This window comes from Bacteroides gallinaceum, from assembly GCF_030373775.1.
Lineage (GTDB): Bacteria > Bacteroidota > Bacteroidia > Bacteroidales > Bacteroidaceae > Phocaeicola > Phocaeicola excrementipullorum.
Window position 1 is genome coordinate 132,052 of record NZ_JAUDEN010000006.1, and the last position, 14,758, is coordinate 146,809.

General features: G+C 45.3%; 12 protein-coding genes and 1 pseudogene. 12 read left to right on the forward strand and 1 reads right to left on the reverse strand.

Annotated features, from left to right (window positions below; genetic code table 11):
* The first annotated feature begins 38 nt into the window (after positions 1 to 38).
* The 6 genes and pseudogenes from QUW60_RS05335 to QUW60_RS05360 all read left to right on the forward strand — a co-directional run bounded on the left by QUW60_RS05335 (position 39) and on the right by QUW60_RS05360 (position 9,800).
* Positions 39 to 2,257, forward strand: a pseudogene (locus QUW60_RS05335) (peptidase domain-containing ABC transporter).
* A gap of 77 nt (positions 2,258 to 2,334) precedes the next feature.
* A complete protein-coding gene (locus tag QUW60_RS05340; protein ID WP_289558939.1) occupies positions 2,335 to 2,985 on the forward strand; it encodes an HlyD family efflux transporter periplasmic adaptor subunit in 651 nt (216 codons plus the stop codon).
* Positions 2,986 to 3,622: 637 nt separating this feature from the next.
* Entirely contained in the window at positions 3,623 to 6,055 is a 2,433-nt protein-coding gene (gene thrA / locus QUW60_RS05345; RefSeq protein WP_289558941.1) for a bifunctional aspartate kinase/homoserine dehydrogenase I, read from the forward strand.
* Positions 6,056 to 6,060: 5 nt separating this feature from the next.
* Positions 6,061 to 7,275: a cofactor-independent phosphoglycerate mutase gene (locus QUW60_RS05350; RefSeq protein ID WP_289558944.1), complete on the forward strand. Its 1,215-nt coding sequence runs from the start codon at positions 6,061 to 6,063 to the stop codon at positions 7,273 to 7,275.
* A gap of 6 nt (positions 7,276 to 7,281) precedes the next feature.
* A complete protein-coding gene (gene thrC / locus QUW60_RS05355) occupies positions 7,282 to 8,583 on the forward strand; it encodes a threonine synthase (RefSeq protein ID WP_289558946.1) in 1,302 nt (433 codons plus the stop codon).
* A 41-nt stretch (positions 8,584 to 8,624) separates the two neighbouring features.
* Positions 8,625 to 9,800: a DUF418 domain-containing protein gene (locus QUW60_RS05360; protein ID WP_258338972.1), complete on the forward strand. Its 1,176-nt coding sequence runs from the start codon at positions 8,625 to 8,627 to the stop codon at positions 9,798 to 9,800.
* Positions 9,801 to 9,860: 60 nt separating this feature from the next.
* Here the strand turns inward: QUW60_RS05360 and QUW60_RS05365 are convergent, their stop codons facing one another.
* Positions 9,861 to 10,787 carry an AraC family transcriptional regulator gene (locus QUW60_RS05365; protein WP_289558949.1) on the reverse strand — a complete coding sequence of 309 codons (927 nt, stop codon included), beginning with the start codon at positions 10,785 to 10,787 and terminating at the stop codon, positions 9,861 to 9,863.
* A gap of 1,125 nt (positions 10,788 to 11,912) precedes the next feature.
* Between QUW60_RS05365 and QUW60_RS05370 the strand changes: the two genes are divergently transcribed.
* From QUW60_RS05370 to QUW60_RS05395, 6 genes are all read left to right on the forward strand, one after another.
* The gene (locus QUW60_RS05370) at positions 11,913 to 12,317 is read left to right on the forward strand and encodes a hypothetical protein (protein WP_258338970.1); all 405 of its coding nucleotides are present in this window, start codon (positions 11,913 to 11,915) and stop codon (positions 12,315 to 12,317) included.
* 138 nt (positions 12,318 to 12,455) lie between these two features.
* The gene (locus QUW60_RS05375) at positions 12,456 to 12,743 is read left to right on the forward strand and encodes a hypothetical protein (RefSeq protein ID WP_288187071.1); all 288 of its coding nucleotides are present in this window, start codon (positions 12,456 to 12,458) and stop codon (positions 12,741 to 12,743) included.
* Complete coding sequence (locus QUW60_RS05380; RefSeq protein WP_289558953.1) at positions 12,740 to 12,886, forward strand: hypothetical protein; 147 nt, start codon at positions 12,740 to 12,742, stop codon at positions 12,884 to 12,886. The genes QUW60_RS05375 and QUW60_RS05380 overlap by 4 nt, the downstream gene beginning before the upstream one ends.
* Before the next feature lie 54 nt (positions 12,887 to 12,940).
* Complete coding sequence (locus QUW60_RS05385) at positions 12,941 to 13,300, forward strand: hypothetical protein (protein WP_289558955.1); 360 nt, start codon at positions 12,941 to 12,943, stop codon at positions 13,298 to 13,300.
* 45 nt (positions 13,301 to 13,345) lie between these two features.
* Positions 13,346 to 13,987 (forward strand): hypothetical protein, encoded by a 642-nt coding sequence (locus tag QUW60_RS05390; protein ID WP_258338967.1) that lies wholly within the window; start codon positions 13,346 to 13,348, stop codon positions 13,985 to 13,987.
* Between the two features lie 238 nt (positions 13,988 to 14,225).
* On the forward strand, positions 14,226 to 14,606 hold the full coding sequence (locus QUW60_RS05395; protein WP_289558958.1) for a hypothetical protein: 381 nt from the start codon (positions 14,226 to 14,228) through the stop codon (positions 14,604 to 14,606).
* The last annotated feature ends 152 nt before the right edge of the window (positions 14,607 to 14,758 follow it).

The window sequence follows — 14,758 nt, forward strand, 5'->3', positions numbered from 1 at the left end:
TGGTTTCTATCAATTCTTTTCACGTATACTCGCCGATGATGAATATTAAACGCTCGTTCCCATTCTATGCACAATTTGACATGATGGACTGCGGTCCTGCCTGTTTGCGCATGATTGCAAAATATTACGGAAAACATTACACCCTGCAAACATTGCGTGAGAAGAGTTATATAACCCATGAAGGTGTATCAATGCTGGGTATTAGTGAAGCGGCCGAAAGTATCGGTTTCCGATCATTGGGTGTCCGTATTAATGCGGATGAATTGAGTGACAATGTCTCTTTACCTTGTATTCTCCATTGGAATCAAAATCACTTTGTAGTCCTTTACAAGATCAAGAAGGGCCGTGGTCGTCAATCTATTTTCTACATTGCCAATCCTGCTTCTAAATGTGTAAAGTATACCCAAAAGGAATTTGAAAAGTGCTGGTGTAGCACGACAAACGACATGAGCGAGAGAGAACGGCCCTTTTGCTTACCCCCGGGCCGGACTTTGACCAAGTAGAGGAAGAACCAGAACATGCCACAAAGCGAGATCTGCTTTTTTTTGCACGCTATCTGCTACCTTACAAAGGACAGTTTGCGCAGATCCTTCTCGGTATGGCGTTGGGGAGTTTCTTGCAGATGGTCTTTCCTTTTCTTACTCAAGCTATGGTTGATATCGGCATTGGCGATCGCAATCTCGGCTTTATCACGCTCATTCTCATTGCCCAGCTTGCTCTCTTTCTCTCGCAGCTTGCCATTGGCTTTTTGCGAAGTTGGATTATGTTGCATATCAACTCTCGCATAGATATTGCTCTTATCTCTGACTTTTTGATGAAACTCATGAAATTGCCACTTCATTACTTTGATACAAAGATGACAGGCGACATTATGCAGCGTATCGGTGACCACTCCCGCATTAAGTCGTTCTTGATGGGCAATACGGTAAATATTCTTTTTTCCATTATCAATTTCTTTATATTTGCCGGTATCCTTGGTTACTATCGTCCGCTGATTCTTTTGATATTCCTCTGCGGTAATGCTCTTCATGTCATTTGGATATTGTCTTTTATGCGCTTTCGCCGCGAACTCGACATCAAGCGTTTCAATCAATCTGCTGGAGAACAGAGTAAAATCATTCAACTCATTCAAGGTATGCAGGAGATAAAACTCAATAACTGTGAGCAGCAAAAACGATGGGAGTGGGAGCATATTCAGGTTAAACTATTCAAGATCAATGTGCGTGCCCTCTCTTTGGGGCAGATCCAGCAAGCCGGTTCGTCATTTTTTACACATACAACAAATATTATCGTCAGTTTTATTGCCGCTAAGGCTGTTGTAGATGGTCAGATGACTCTCGGTATGATGATGTCTCTCACTTATATCATCGGCCAAGTGGCTGCTCCTATTGGTGATTTCATCAGTTTTGCACAATCTTTCCAAGATGCAAAAATAAGCTTAGAACGACTGAATGAAGTGCATAATCAGGTTGATGAGGAGCAAAACATAGAGACCAAACTAACCCACTTGCCTATTAATCGCGACATTTGTCTCAAAGATGTAACTTTCAGCTATAGCGGAGCTGACCGTGATTATGCTCTTGATGGCGTAAGCCTTACCATACCAGCCAACAAAGTTACTGCTATTGTTGGGGCAAGTGGAAGTGGCAAAACAACTATCGTGAAGCTTTTACAAGGATTTTACGAACCTCTTCGCGGACAAATTACTATTGGCGATACTCCACTCTCGCTAATTAATCCTCACCTTTGGCGCAGCAAAGCGGGTAGCATGATGCAAGAGAGTTTCATTTTCTCTGATACCATAGTCCGTAATATTGCTGTAGTTGCAGATGAAATAGACCTCAACCGTCTGCATCACGCTGTCAAAGTGGCTAATATAGAGGACTACATAAACTCTCTTCCATTAGGTTATAGTACAAAAATAGGAATGGAGGGCAACGGACTCAGTGCTGGGCAGCGCCAGCGTATACTCATAGCTCGCGCTGTCTATAAGAACCCAGAATTTATCTTCTTTGATGAAGCTACCAATTCGCTTGATGCGAATAACGAAAGCATCATAATGAACAACCTTCAGGCTTTTTATCGAGGTAAAACAGTGCTTGTTGTCGCTCATCGCCTTAGTACGGTGCGCAATGCTGATAAAATCATTGTGCTTGACCACGGTAAAGTAATAGAAGAAGGTACGCACGAGGAACTAATCGCCCGTCGTGGTGCTTACTATACACTTGTAAAGAATCAACTTGAACTCGGTCAATAACAAAAGAAAATGGAAGAAGAAAAGAATTTTTTATAGACAAAGGACTTTCTTTACGTAGCGAAGAAGTCAATGAAGTAATGGGGACAGTTCCACATCGTATCTTTAGGGTTGGAACATTTATAATTATCTGTATCATTATTTTGTTAGCAGCAGTCGGTTATATATTACAAGTTCCAAGTTATATAGAAGTTCCATACATTGTATTTGGAAATACACCATCGATTGGTATAATATCAAAAAACGCCGGTATAATTATGTTCAGATACAACCAGCCACATGACATTGAAGTGGGAGATACTATTGCTTCCATAACGAAAGATAATAAGAGTTTTTATTATATTTCTCCAACAAATGGAATCATAGAAAGTAATTTCTTGTACGTTACAGGAGATAATATATCAAGTGGCGATACGTTGGCTCGCATTATTTCCCATGAATCTCCCAATTATAAGTTAATACTTAAAATTCCGTTAAATATTAAGTCAGAAATCAAAAGTGGTTTGAGAGTCAAGTTCACTGTGGAAGGAGCAACGACTGAAAATGTTGTTGGATATATTAAAAAGATTTCTGTGATACCCGATGAATCTAATTGTTATAATGCTATTGTGGAAATGCCAATTAGTATTATGCAAAATCTTCCAACCTCGGGTAAAGCTAAAATACATTATAGAACAGAGAATATCTTCAAAAAGATTCTTGCAACAAAAAAAGTTAGTCGCTCCTTATAATCCTTAACAACTGTTGGTGGAGAGTCCCCAAAATCCAGACGGAAAATCTTATCGGCCGCACTATCAGTAATTGGCTATTGGGGATAAATTCATCAATTATACAGAATATTTGTGCAATGCTTCTTTGGGTGTATTGTAAAAGATAACATGAATATAGGAATTGGTGACTTGCAACTTCAATCCGCAAGGTGAAAACGGAGTTTTTTTACCGGATAAACGGCGTAATAGATTAGCATTCTATTCGTGTGCTGATTGATATGCAAGTTCGGGATAACTTCTAGTTAAAATAGCACTAATTGCAATTGAAGATAAAGAAAAAAGGAGTGTATTGCAAAAAAATAGAATGAAAAGCATTGTTTGTAGAAAAATGTTGCTATATTTGCCGTTGAGAAAACAATAGTTTATGGCTGGATACTGTCTTTATATCATCTTGACGGGAATGGGGCATATGCCCTTTGCCACATCTGTTACCGGGATGACCCCTCGGGGGTAAGGATAGTATATATAAGCGTTTCTACGTGAAACGCGCTTGCGGATGCAGGCATTTCAATTCTTTATAAAATAATCGTTTTTAATTTGTCTTTAATTTTGTCGCGGGAAGATGTTTTCCGGGTGGCATCAATATAAAAATAAACGCATGAAAGTTTTGAAATTCGGCGGAACGTCTGTGGGTTCTGTCAACAGCATGTTAAGTGTTAAGAAAATTGTTGAGGCGGTAGATGACAAAGTGATTGTGGTAGTTTCTGCTTTAGGAGGGATTACGGACAAGCTGATCAATACGTCGAAGATGGCCGCGGAGGGAAATGACGAATATGAGAAGGGGCTTAAAGAAATAGTGAACCGCCATATAGAGATGGTGTATACCGTGATTCCTGCGGGGCGCGGAAGGGAAATTCTTCTCGATTTGGTGAACGAACTTTTAAACGAGCTGAAAGACATTTTTCAGGGAATTTATCTGATACATGATCTCTCGCCGAAAACATCGGCCACCATTGTCAGCTATGGCGAACGCCTTTCATCGATTATTGTAGCGACTTTGATAAACGGTGCTGTATGGTATGATTCCCGGAATTTCATCAAGACGGAAAAGAAACATAACAAGCACATTCTTGACTCGGAGCTGACAGGCAGACTGGTTCGTGAAACGTTTGATGAAATTCCCGAGGTCGCAGTTGTCCCAGGATTTATTTCTACGGACAAGACAACCGGTGAGGTGACGAATTTGGGACGGGGAGGCTCTGACTATACGGCTTCAATCATTGCAGCAGCACTTGATGCGGACATTTTGGAGATATGGACAGATGTGGACGGATTCATGACCGCTGATCCGAGAGTGATCAGTTCTGCCTATCCTATTAAAGAACTGAGCTATGTGGAGGCTATGGAACTTTGCAATTTCGGAGCGAAAGTGGTTTATCCTCCTACAATTTACCCTGTCTGCCATAAAAATATTCCGATTCTCATTAAAAATACATTCAATCCCGAGGCTGCCGGAACAATTATCAAACAAGAAGCCGACCATTCGTCGAAGGCCATCAAAGGGATTTCTTCGATCAACGACACGTGTCTGATTACGATGACCGGGCTGGGAATGGTTGGTGTTATCGGTGTGAATTACCGTATATTTAAGGCTCTGGCAGAGAATGGGATCAGCGTATTCCTTGTATCTCAGGCATCTTCGGAAAACTCCACTTCGATCGGTGTCCGGAATGAAGATGCGTCTTTAGCGTGCGAAGTCTTGAATGAAGAATTTGCAAAAGAGATCGAGATGGGAGAAATTTCTCCGATGAAAGCTGAAAGCGGACTGGCAACCGTGGCTATCGTGGGAGAAAACATGAAGCATACGCCGGGTATTGCCGGAAAATTGTTCGGAACGTTGGGGCGTAACGGAATAAATGTGATAGCATGTGCACAAGGAGCTTCGGAAACGAACATATCGTTTGTCGTCGACGGAGGCTCTCTTCGCAAGTCGCTGAATGTGATCCATGACTCTTTTTTTCTGTCTGAGTACCAAGTCTTGAACCTGTTTGTCTGCGGAGTTGGTACGGTCGGAGGGAGTCTTTTGGAGCAGATACATGGACAGCAGGAAAAACTGAAGCAGGAGCGGGGATTGAACTTGAAGGTTGTAGGCATTGCCAACGGACATAAAGCGTTGTTTACCCGTGCGGGGATAGATTTGGGCAACTTCCGTCAGGAGCTCGAAGAGAAAGGCATTCCTTCTTCGTCCCAGGTGCTTCATGACGAAGTTATCGGAATGAATATTTTCAATTCGGTATTTGTGGACTGTACGGCAAGCGAAGACATTGCTGCGCTTTACAAGGATTTCCTGAAGCATAACATATCAGTGGTGGCTGCAAACAAGATCGCTGCCTCGTCGTCTTATGACGATTATGCCGAACTGAAGAGAATAGCTCGTCAGCGTGGCGTGAAATTCTTGTTCGAGACCAATGTCGGTGCCGGATTGCCGGTAATCAATACAATCAATGACCTGATAAACAGCGGCGACAAGATCTTGAAGATCGAGGCTGTGGTAAGCGGCACGCTGAATTACATATTTAACGCTCTCAGTGCGGATATGCCGTTGAGTGAAACAATCCGCAAGGCGAGAGACGAAGGATATTCGGAGCCCGATCCGCGCATTGACCTGAGTGGAAAGGATGTGATACGCAAACTTGTGATTCTGGCGCGTGAGGCAGGATACCGCATCGAACAGGAAGACGTGGAGAAGCATCTGTTTATTCCTGATTCTTTTTTTGAAGGTTCTCTTGATGATTTCTGGCGTAATATTCCCCGTTTGGATGCCGAGTTTGAGGCTCGCAGGAAGAAACTGGAGGCCGGAGGCAAACGCTGGCGTTTTGTGGCTCGTCTGGAAGATGGGAAGGGAACAGTGTCTTTGCAGGAAGTGGACAGCCGCCATCCGTTCTACAATCTCGAGGGAAGCAACAACATCATTTTGCTCACAACTGAACGATACAATGAATACCCGATGCTGATTCAAGGATATGGGGCCGGTGCCAGTGTTACTGCCGCCGGAGTGTTTGCCGATATCATGAGCATCGCTAACATTTGAATGTCATGAAACATATGATTATTTTAGGCGACGGCATGGCTGACTGGGCGGTGCCGGAATTGGGAAATAAAACGTTGTTGCAGTATGCGGATACTCCGTATATGGACAGGCTGGCATGTGAGGGACGGACAGGTATGCTGAAGACAGTGGCCGACGGATTTCATCCGGGAAGCGAAGTAGCCAACATGTCGGTAATGGGATATGACTTGCCCGAAGTGTACGAAGGGCGAGGCGTGCTCGAAGCAGCCAGTATCGGCGTTGACCTTGGTCCGGAGGATATGGCCATGCGGTGCAACATCGTCTGCGTAGAAGGGGATATGCTGAAGAATCATTCGGCGGGACATATCTCAACGGAAGAGGCGGATATACTGATCAGGTATTTGGATGAGATGCTGGGGAATGACCGTATCCGGTTCTATACCGGAGTGCAGTACCGTCATTTGCTGGTGGTGAAGGGAGGCGACAAGCGTTTGGCTTGCGTGCCGCCGCATGACATTCCGTTGCAGCCTTTCCGCCCCAATCTGGTAAAGGCGCTTTGTCCTGAAGCGCAGGAAACGGCGGATCTGCTGAATGCGCTGATTGTGAAGTCGCAGGAGCTGCTGGCAAGTCATCCGCTTAACCTGAAGCGGATGTCGGAGGGAAAGGATCCGGCCAACAGCATTTGGCCCTGGAGCCCTGGATACCGTCCGAGAATGAAACCTTTGGCCGAGAAATACCCGGCTGTCCGTAAGGGATCGGTGATTACAGCGGTTGATCTGATCCGGGGAATCGGACGCTATGCGGGACTGCGCTGCATCGATGTGGAAGGCGCTACCGGACTTTATACGACAAATTACGAGGGGAAAGCCCAGACCGCTCTTGATGCGCTGAAGACAGATGATTTCGTTTATCTGCATATTGAGGCGAGCGATGAGGCCGGCCATGAAGGGGATGTGCCTTTGAAGCTGAAGACGATAGAATACCTGGACAGGCGTGTGGTAGGGCCGGTTTGCGAGGCCTTGAAGAGCTGGAGCGAGCCGGTGGCTGTCGCTGTGCTTCCCGACCATCCTACGCCCTGTGAGTTGCGGACGCATACGAATGATCCGGTTCCTTTCCTCATTTATTATCCGGGCATTGAAGCGGACGGCGTGCAGACTTACGATGAAGTAGCTTGCAGGGAGGGCAGTTACGGCTGGCTGGAAAAAGATGAGTTTATGAATCTGTTTATGAATATAAAATAATTTGAGATGAGATATTACAGTACAAACAAGCAGGCCCCTGACGCGACTTTGGAGGAAGCTGTAGTGAAAGGCCTTGCTTCTGATAAAGGCTTGTTCATGCCTTATGAAATCAAAACGCTTCCTTTGTCGTTTTATGAGGAAATTGACCGGATGTCATTTCAGGAAATGGCTTACAGAGTGGCAGATGCTTTCTTCGGGGAAGATGTTCCAGCCGGTGTATTGAAGCAGATCGTGTACGATACGTTGAGTTTTGATGTGCCTGCGGTGCAGGTGAAAGACAATATTTACTCGCTTGAACTTTTCCATGGGCCTACGCTGGCTTTTAAAGACGTGGGCGCGCGCTTCATGGCCCGTTTGTTGGGCTATTTTATCCGGAAGGAAGGCAAAAAGCAGGTGAATGTGCTGGTGGCTACTTCCGGTGATACGGGAAGTGCCGTTGCCAACGGCTTTCTTGGAGTGGAAGGCATTCATGTGTATGTGCTTTATCCGAAAGGTAAAGTGAGCGAAATACAGGAGAAACAGTTCACCACGCTGGGACAGAATATCACGGCGCTGGAGGTGGACGGTACGTTTGACGACTGCCAGGCGTTGGTGAAGAATGCATTTATGGACAAAGGGCTGAACGGACACATGCTGCTCACTTCGGCCAACTCAATCAACGTGGCGCGCTTTCTTCCGCAGGCATTCTATTATTTTTACGCCTACGCCCAGCTGAAGCGGCAAGGCAAGTCTGAGAATCTGGTGGTGTGCGTGCCGAGCGGAAACTTCGGGAATATAACCGCAGGGCTGTTCGGAAAGCGTATGGGACTGCCTGTAAAGCGTTTCATTGCGGCAAACAACCGGAATGATATCTTTTATCAGTACTTGAAGACAGGGGAATACAATCCGCGCCCGTCGGTAGCTACGATAGCAAATGCCATGGATGTGGGCGATCCGAGCAACTTCGCCCGTATCATTGATCTGTATAAAGGCAGTCACGAGGCTATTTGTGCGGATATCAGCGGTGCGGCTTATACGGATGAGCAGATACGCGAAACCGTGAAGCGGGCGTATGAAGAAACGGGCTATCTGCTCGATCCCCATGGGGCATGCGGCTATCGCGCGCTGGAAGAAGGCTTGAAGCCGGGCGAAACCGGGATCTTCCTTGAAACGGCCCATCCCGCCAAGTTCCTGCAAACGGTGGAAAGCATCATCGGCAGAGAAGTGGCGATTCCGGAGAAACTTCAGGCGTTTATGAGAGGTACGAAGCAGAGCATGCTTATGAGCCGCGATTTTGCTTCATTCAAGGATTATCTGATGAACGAATGACACCGTAAACAGGGAAATCGGACTTGTTATTCGATAGGTAAATGGAACAATTGCTTAAAAAGAGTCCCCGCATAGAGGTTGTGGACGCTTTGCGTGGATTTGCTGTGATGGCTATCATCTTGGTTCATAATCTGGAACATTTCATCTTTCCGGTATATCCTACAGACTCTCCGGAGTGGCTGAAGATTCTGGACCAGGGCGTTTTTAATGGCGTTTTCAGTCTTTTTGCCGGGAAGGCATATGCTATTTTTGCCTTGCTTTTCGGCTTTACGTTTTACATACAGACCAGCAACCAGAAACGGCAGGGGAAGGATTTCGGCTATCGCTTTTTGTGGCGTCTGGTTCTGCTGGCAGGATTCGCGACGCTGAATGCCGCCTTCTTCCCGGCCGGCGATGTCCTCCTGCTGTTCGTCGTTGTCGGTATCGTGCTGTTCCTTACCCGCAACTGGAGTGACAAGGCGGTGCTGGTAGCTTCTGTCATTTTTCTTTTGCAGCCGGTAGAATGGTATCACTACATTGCCAGTCTGGTAAATCCAGCGCATCAGTTGCCTGATCTGAAAGTCGGCGAGATGTATGCGGAGGTGGCTGAATATACGAAAGCCGGAAACATTGGCGACTTCATCCGGGGCAATGTAACGTTGGGGCAAAAGGCCAGTTTGCTTTGGGCGGTCAATGCGGGGCGTTTCTTCCAGACGGCCGGACTGTTTCTGCTCGGTTTCTATATCGGCAGGAAACAGCTGTTTGCCGCTTCCGGAAAGAATCTGCATCTGTGGATAAAGATACTGATTGTGTCTGCGGTTGCCTTTGCGCCTTTGTATACGTTGAAAGAACTGGTGATGGAAAGCAGCCCGATTATCCGGCAGAGTGTGGGGACGGCGTTTGATATGTGGCAGAAACTTGCTTTTACGCTGGTTCTGATAGCGTCTTTTGTGCTGCTTTATCAGAATAAAAGATTCTGCGGAAAAGTGAGCAGCCTGCGCTTTTACGGCAGAATGAGTCTGACAAACTACATCACGCAGTCTATTGTCGGGGCTTTTATCTATTTCCCGTTCGGCTTGTATCTTGCGCCTTACTGCGGATACACGGCAAGTCTGCTGGTCGGAATCTTTACTTTCCTGTTGCAGGTCCGGTTTTGCAAATGGTGGCTTGGAAGGCATAAGCAGGGCCCTCTGGAATCTATATGGCATAAATGGACCTGGATTGGCGCAAACAAGTGATGCGGGCAGGCTGCAAGCCTGTGCCTGTGTGCGGCAGGCTTGCGGTTTGGCGTGTGTCGGTCATGGAAGTCCTTTCTGGAATTGCTTGGGCGAACATCCGGTTGCAGCCTTGAAGTATTTTCCGAAAAAAGAGGCGTTGGCAAAATTAAGCATATCTCCTACCTGCTGCACCGTATACTTTCCGCTTTTGAGCAATATCTTGGCTTCGAGGATGACATAGTCCTTTATCCATTCTCCGGCATGGCGTCCGCTGGCCTGGTGAATTACCTGCGAGAGATATTTGGGTGTCAGGTACATGGTTTCTGCATAAAATGTGACGCTTCTTTCTTTGGTGTAGCATTGCTGCACCAGATTCAGGAATTTCTCGAACAGGTATTTTGAGCGGCTCTTTTTGTAGTCCGTTCCGTTTGTTTCCATCATTTTGGCAAGTTCCTGATAAGTGTCTGCCAGAATGACGCGCATGTATCCTTTCAGAGCTTCGCGCGTAAATTCGGTATAAGGTTCCTGTATCCGTTTTCTTATCGTGCGGTAGATGGTTAGAAGCTCGTTCATCTTTTCTTCCGAAACGTTGATGACAGCCTGCTGGGTCATCTTGTTGCGGAACTGGGACAGAATGGAAGCGCTGTTTTCTTCGATGTAGCTTTCGTCCTTGTAAGAGATATAGGCCACCTGGAAGTCCTTGCTGATTTCCAGGCACTCGCCGAAAGAGTTGGGCTGGATGATGAGAATCGTTCCTGCTTTGAGCGTGTATTCCTGAAGATTGTATCTGAAACGCATATATCCTCTTGTGCAGATCATTATCATGGTGAACATAACCTTGAAAGGACAGGCAGGGGTGAGGTGTACTTCAATTTCTCTTTCTTCGATGGGAGGCAGGTTGAAATTGTCGGCCAGCATCAGTTCGTTGCCGAAAGTCAATGTCCTTTCCGAAATGGGCAGCATCATCATTTCCAGTTCATTAGTCTGTTGTGGGATATTTTTTTTCATGGATATTTATTTTGTATTTTGGCAAATATATTCCTTTTGGAGTGGAAATGTGCGCTTACATCGCATCTTTTAATAAAAAACAAACCTTTAGAACATCTTATGTGTGATTGTCCTGTGTGGCTTGGCCTCGGAAACCGCATGGTCAGTCTGCTGTTGGCGAAGGGCCGGATGCTGGCCGTCTGGTCGTTTGTACAGGATTTGCGCCTTCTCCCGTTTTTTCCTTCCAATTTCTGAAGCGCGGAATCATAATTCTTCCGGAAACGGGGATTTGCTGACGGAATGCCGGAATATCGCCGTTTTCACTGACAGGGCTTGCTGCGGTTTCCGCCCGTTCAGGAATGAATTGTTAATGAAATCCGGCTTTTATCCCTTTTGTAGGGCTTGCAAGTAGGGGCGAAATTGCATCTGCCGATAGGAAAGAAGTGTTTTTATGCGGAAAATGACGGGACATTTCGTGTCAGATTCCCCGTCATTCCTTGCAGGATGTTGGGATATGTCAGAAAAATGTCCCGTCATCTTTTTGAAGCGTGGTTCTCAGTTCCGTTTTTTTTCCGGAATCTTTGCGGAAGATGATATTTTTGAGGTGATAAAATGTTTGGATTACGCCGTATTCCTGGCTTTTTGGCGGCTCTGTTTGTCGGATTCTTTGCTTATGCCATGGAAGTACGGTTTACGGTGGAAAAGTGATTCCGTTTGGACGGTTCTCCCTGCGTTATTTCTGCCATGTTCTGCCGGAGCTCGGAAATGGCGGATTCTCGGTTCTTCGGATTGTCATTGTGTCAGTTTGTCAATAGGTGAAGGCTCTTTTGCATGAGCTGAAAAGATGTTGCATTCTTGTGTTTTAATGTCTGTTATTTTGTTTGTTTTGTGTTAATATGGCTGTTTGAAGTTTCATTTGCTATGACATTGGTTTGCATGTTTGTAAAAAAACGTTTTTCTTTACACAAAACGCAATAAACCTTAAGGTTATGAGAAGCAGTGGTCTTATTCTGTTGTTCATTCTGCTTTTGTGTGCTGAAATTTTGTCAGTACAGGATAAGCATTTTATAAGGATGGATTCTGGTGAAAGCTATGTTCGCTCCATTGATATTTTATTGTTATGTCTAATCATTTAAATTATGAAATATGAAACTCTATGTTAAATGTACAATCATTGTGCTCTTGTTTGGAATTTGTCATGGAGTAAGATGTCAGAATGTTGATTTTCAGATTAATGTCGTTGATAATGTGCTGCATTATATAGTTGTGAACAAGACTGGGAATGATATATGTTTGTTGCAGAACAGTGAGGCCAATATAGAAGGAGGGTCACATTGTGTCATTACTTGTAATAATAACTCAGAAATACTTCCGGTTATGGATAAACGCCTTGTCTTGATTAAGTCAGAAGAAAGATATATTTATGATATCTGCTTGACGGACTATAAGCGGCTACAGCCTGTAGAAATTTATTGCAAAGCGGTGGTAGTTGGTAAGGATAAAAATGGAAAGGGCTATACAAAAAAAATCAGCAAACATGTAAGCTTCTGAGCGTTTATTATGAAAAAGTTAAAATTAATATGTTTCTGTATGTTCTGTTTCTTTCCTGTCTTGTGTCTTAAAGCTCAGGACGTGGACTTTAGTCTTACAAGGGAAGGGAACAAGGTGATTTATAAAGTCATAAATCAGATGGACGAATTTATATTGTTGCATGAAACTTATGTGGATTTAGGTACCGGCTCTCACCTTTTTATACGATGTAAAAAGCCGGACGGTAAAATTTGTAATTATGTTTTGCCGGTGCAGGACCAGCATCTCGTAAAAGTGGAATCCGGGGAAAGCTACCTCCGTACCATTGATATATCTCGTTATGTTTCAGGTGGAACAATAGAAAAAATTAGTGCCGTAGCCAATGTTTGCTTTGATGATGCACAAGGCAAACTTAAGATTGTCAGAATGGAAAAAGAAATTCCATGAGCCTGCGGTGTATAGGTATCGTACGGAGCGGCACAATGCCGCTCCTGTTTCTTTGTCTGCTGATCTGTTTCCATCGGGATGTCCCGGCAGATGTGTGGAAGTATGATTTTGAGCGTCGGATGAAACGGAAAGGATTGATGTAATTTTATTGAGAGCTATATGACAATGGAAAGAAGTGTTTATTTTTGTGACGGCATGTGATGCTGCTCCTTCTGCTTCCCCTGCTGCTGTCGGGATGCGTGGACGAGTTTCCGGTTTCGAGGGAAGTCCCTTATGGCGGTGACGGCAAGGGTCTTTCCGTGGAGGAGGCAAAGACGTTCTTTGAAAGCTATGTGTCCGGAAAGGCTTCCCGTTCGGCTGGACCGGAGGAGCATGACAACGGGTTCTACATCCGCCGTCTGATGCTTCCGGTAGGCGAGTTTGTTCCGGGCTGGGAGGAGGCCTTGAGTGATAGCAATAGAATATATTATAATCCGAATGATGTGGATGGAGCCTTTAAAGGCATTAATTGGAGTGGAAAAACATATGTAATAACTCAGATAAGACCTAACAAATAAAGTAAAGTAAAGATGAAAAAGAAATGTAGTTTAAAGGTACTTTTTATGCTGCTTGTTTTAGTCAATAGCATAAATATGTTTGCCCAGTCTTCAATGAAAGAAGCTGTAGACATGACGGAAGTGTTTGACTTGCCCTATAAGCGAACAAAATTGGGAGGTACAGGTTTCGGGTGTATGATAGACAATAGCAGAAATGTAGTTCCTAATAAATTGTACACAAATGTGCAGTGTACAGAGTATATGCTTGCGGATGATTATGACACGATGCCGACTACTTATGCCAAGTTCAGCCTTCCTGATGCCGGCCATACTTTGGTGGCCTTAGAATTGGGTGGAAATATTGATAATCTGACTGATGAACTGATTCTGGTTGATAAGAACTACAACGTGACGGACGCTCTGGTAGCGAAAGTATATGCCTTTCCCGGTACGATTGTAAAACAGTATTATATCAATGAGGATGGAAGTATAGTGGTAATCACACTGAAGCCTGTATCTTCGGCTTCCTTGTCCATGCTGGAATTTACGCAGTTTACGGGGCAGCGTATAGACGAAACTTATAAAGTGGTGAACGGCAAGTTTGCACTTGTTTCCACACGCAAGTATAAGGAGAAGGTTTATACTTATTCTCAATTGTCTTCAAAAACTTACAATTTATGGGACGGTAACGAGCAGCCTGTAGATTGATTGTGGGAAAATATAGAACAGACGATTGTTTTGTTTTGCGGAGCGGTGAAATGCCGCTCCTGCTTTTCTGTCTGCCGGCATGTTTCCATCGGGATGTTCTGGCGGACATGTTTTCGTTGTGGCGGATGGGAGCGGCTGTATCTGGAGAAACTGGATTGCTGAAGCACTGGAATCGGTGAAAATATGACTTTTGGTATCAGATGTAACGGCAATAATTATTTATTTTTGCAGACGGCATGTGATGCTGCTTCTTCTGCTTCCTCTGCTGCTGTCGGGGTGCGTGGATGAGATTCCGGTTTCGAGGGAAGTTCCTTATGGCGGTGACGGCAAGGGTCTTTCTGTGGAGGAGGCGAAGACGTTCTTTGAAAGCTATGTGTCCGGAAAGGCTTCCCGTTCGGTTGAACCGGAGGAGCATGACAACGGGTTCTACATCCGCCGTCTGATGCTTCCGGTAGGCGAGTTTGTTCCGGGCTGGGAGGAGGGCCTTTCCACGGATGCCCCGTCCCTTTACAGCGTGGATGTTCCGTGCGTTCTGACTTCAGCTTCCGTGTGCTGTGTGTGGACAAGGGCAGCGGGAAGGTTTATCAGACGAAGTGCTGGTACAAGCTGGTGGTCGTAAAGGATCCGAAGAGCGGCAGTATGGGCTGCTTCATCGCCTTCTTTATTCGGCGGCGACATCGGGCGTGTCCTGACGAACGGTGAGGAGATGGGAAGCTATTCCGGCGTGAAGGTACATACGACCCTGGAGGGCCGCCGTGTGCGCGTGAACCA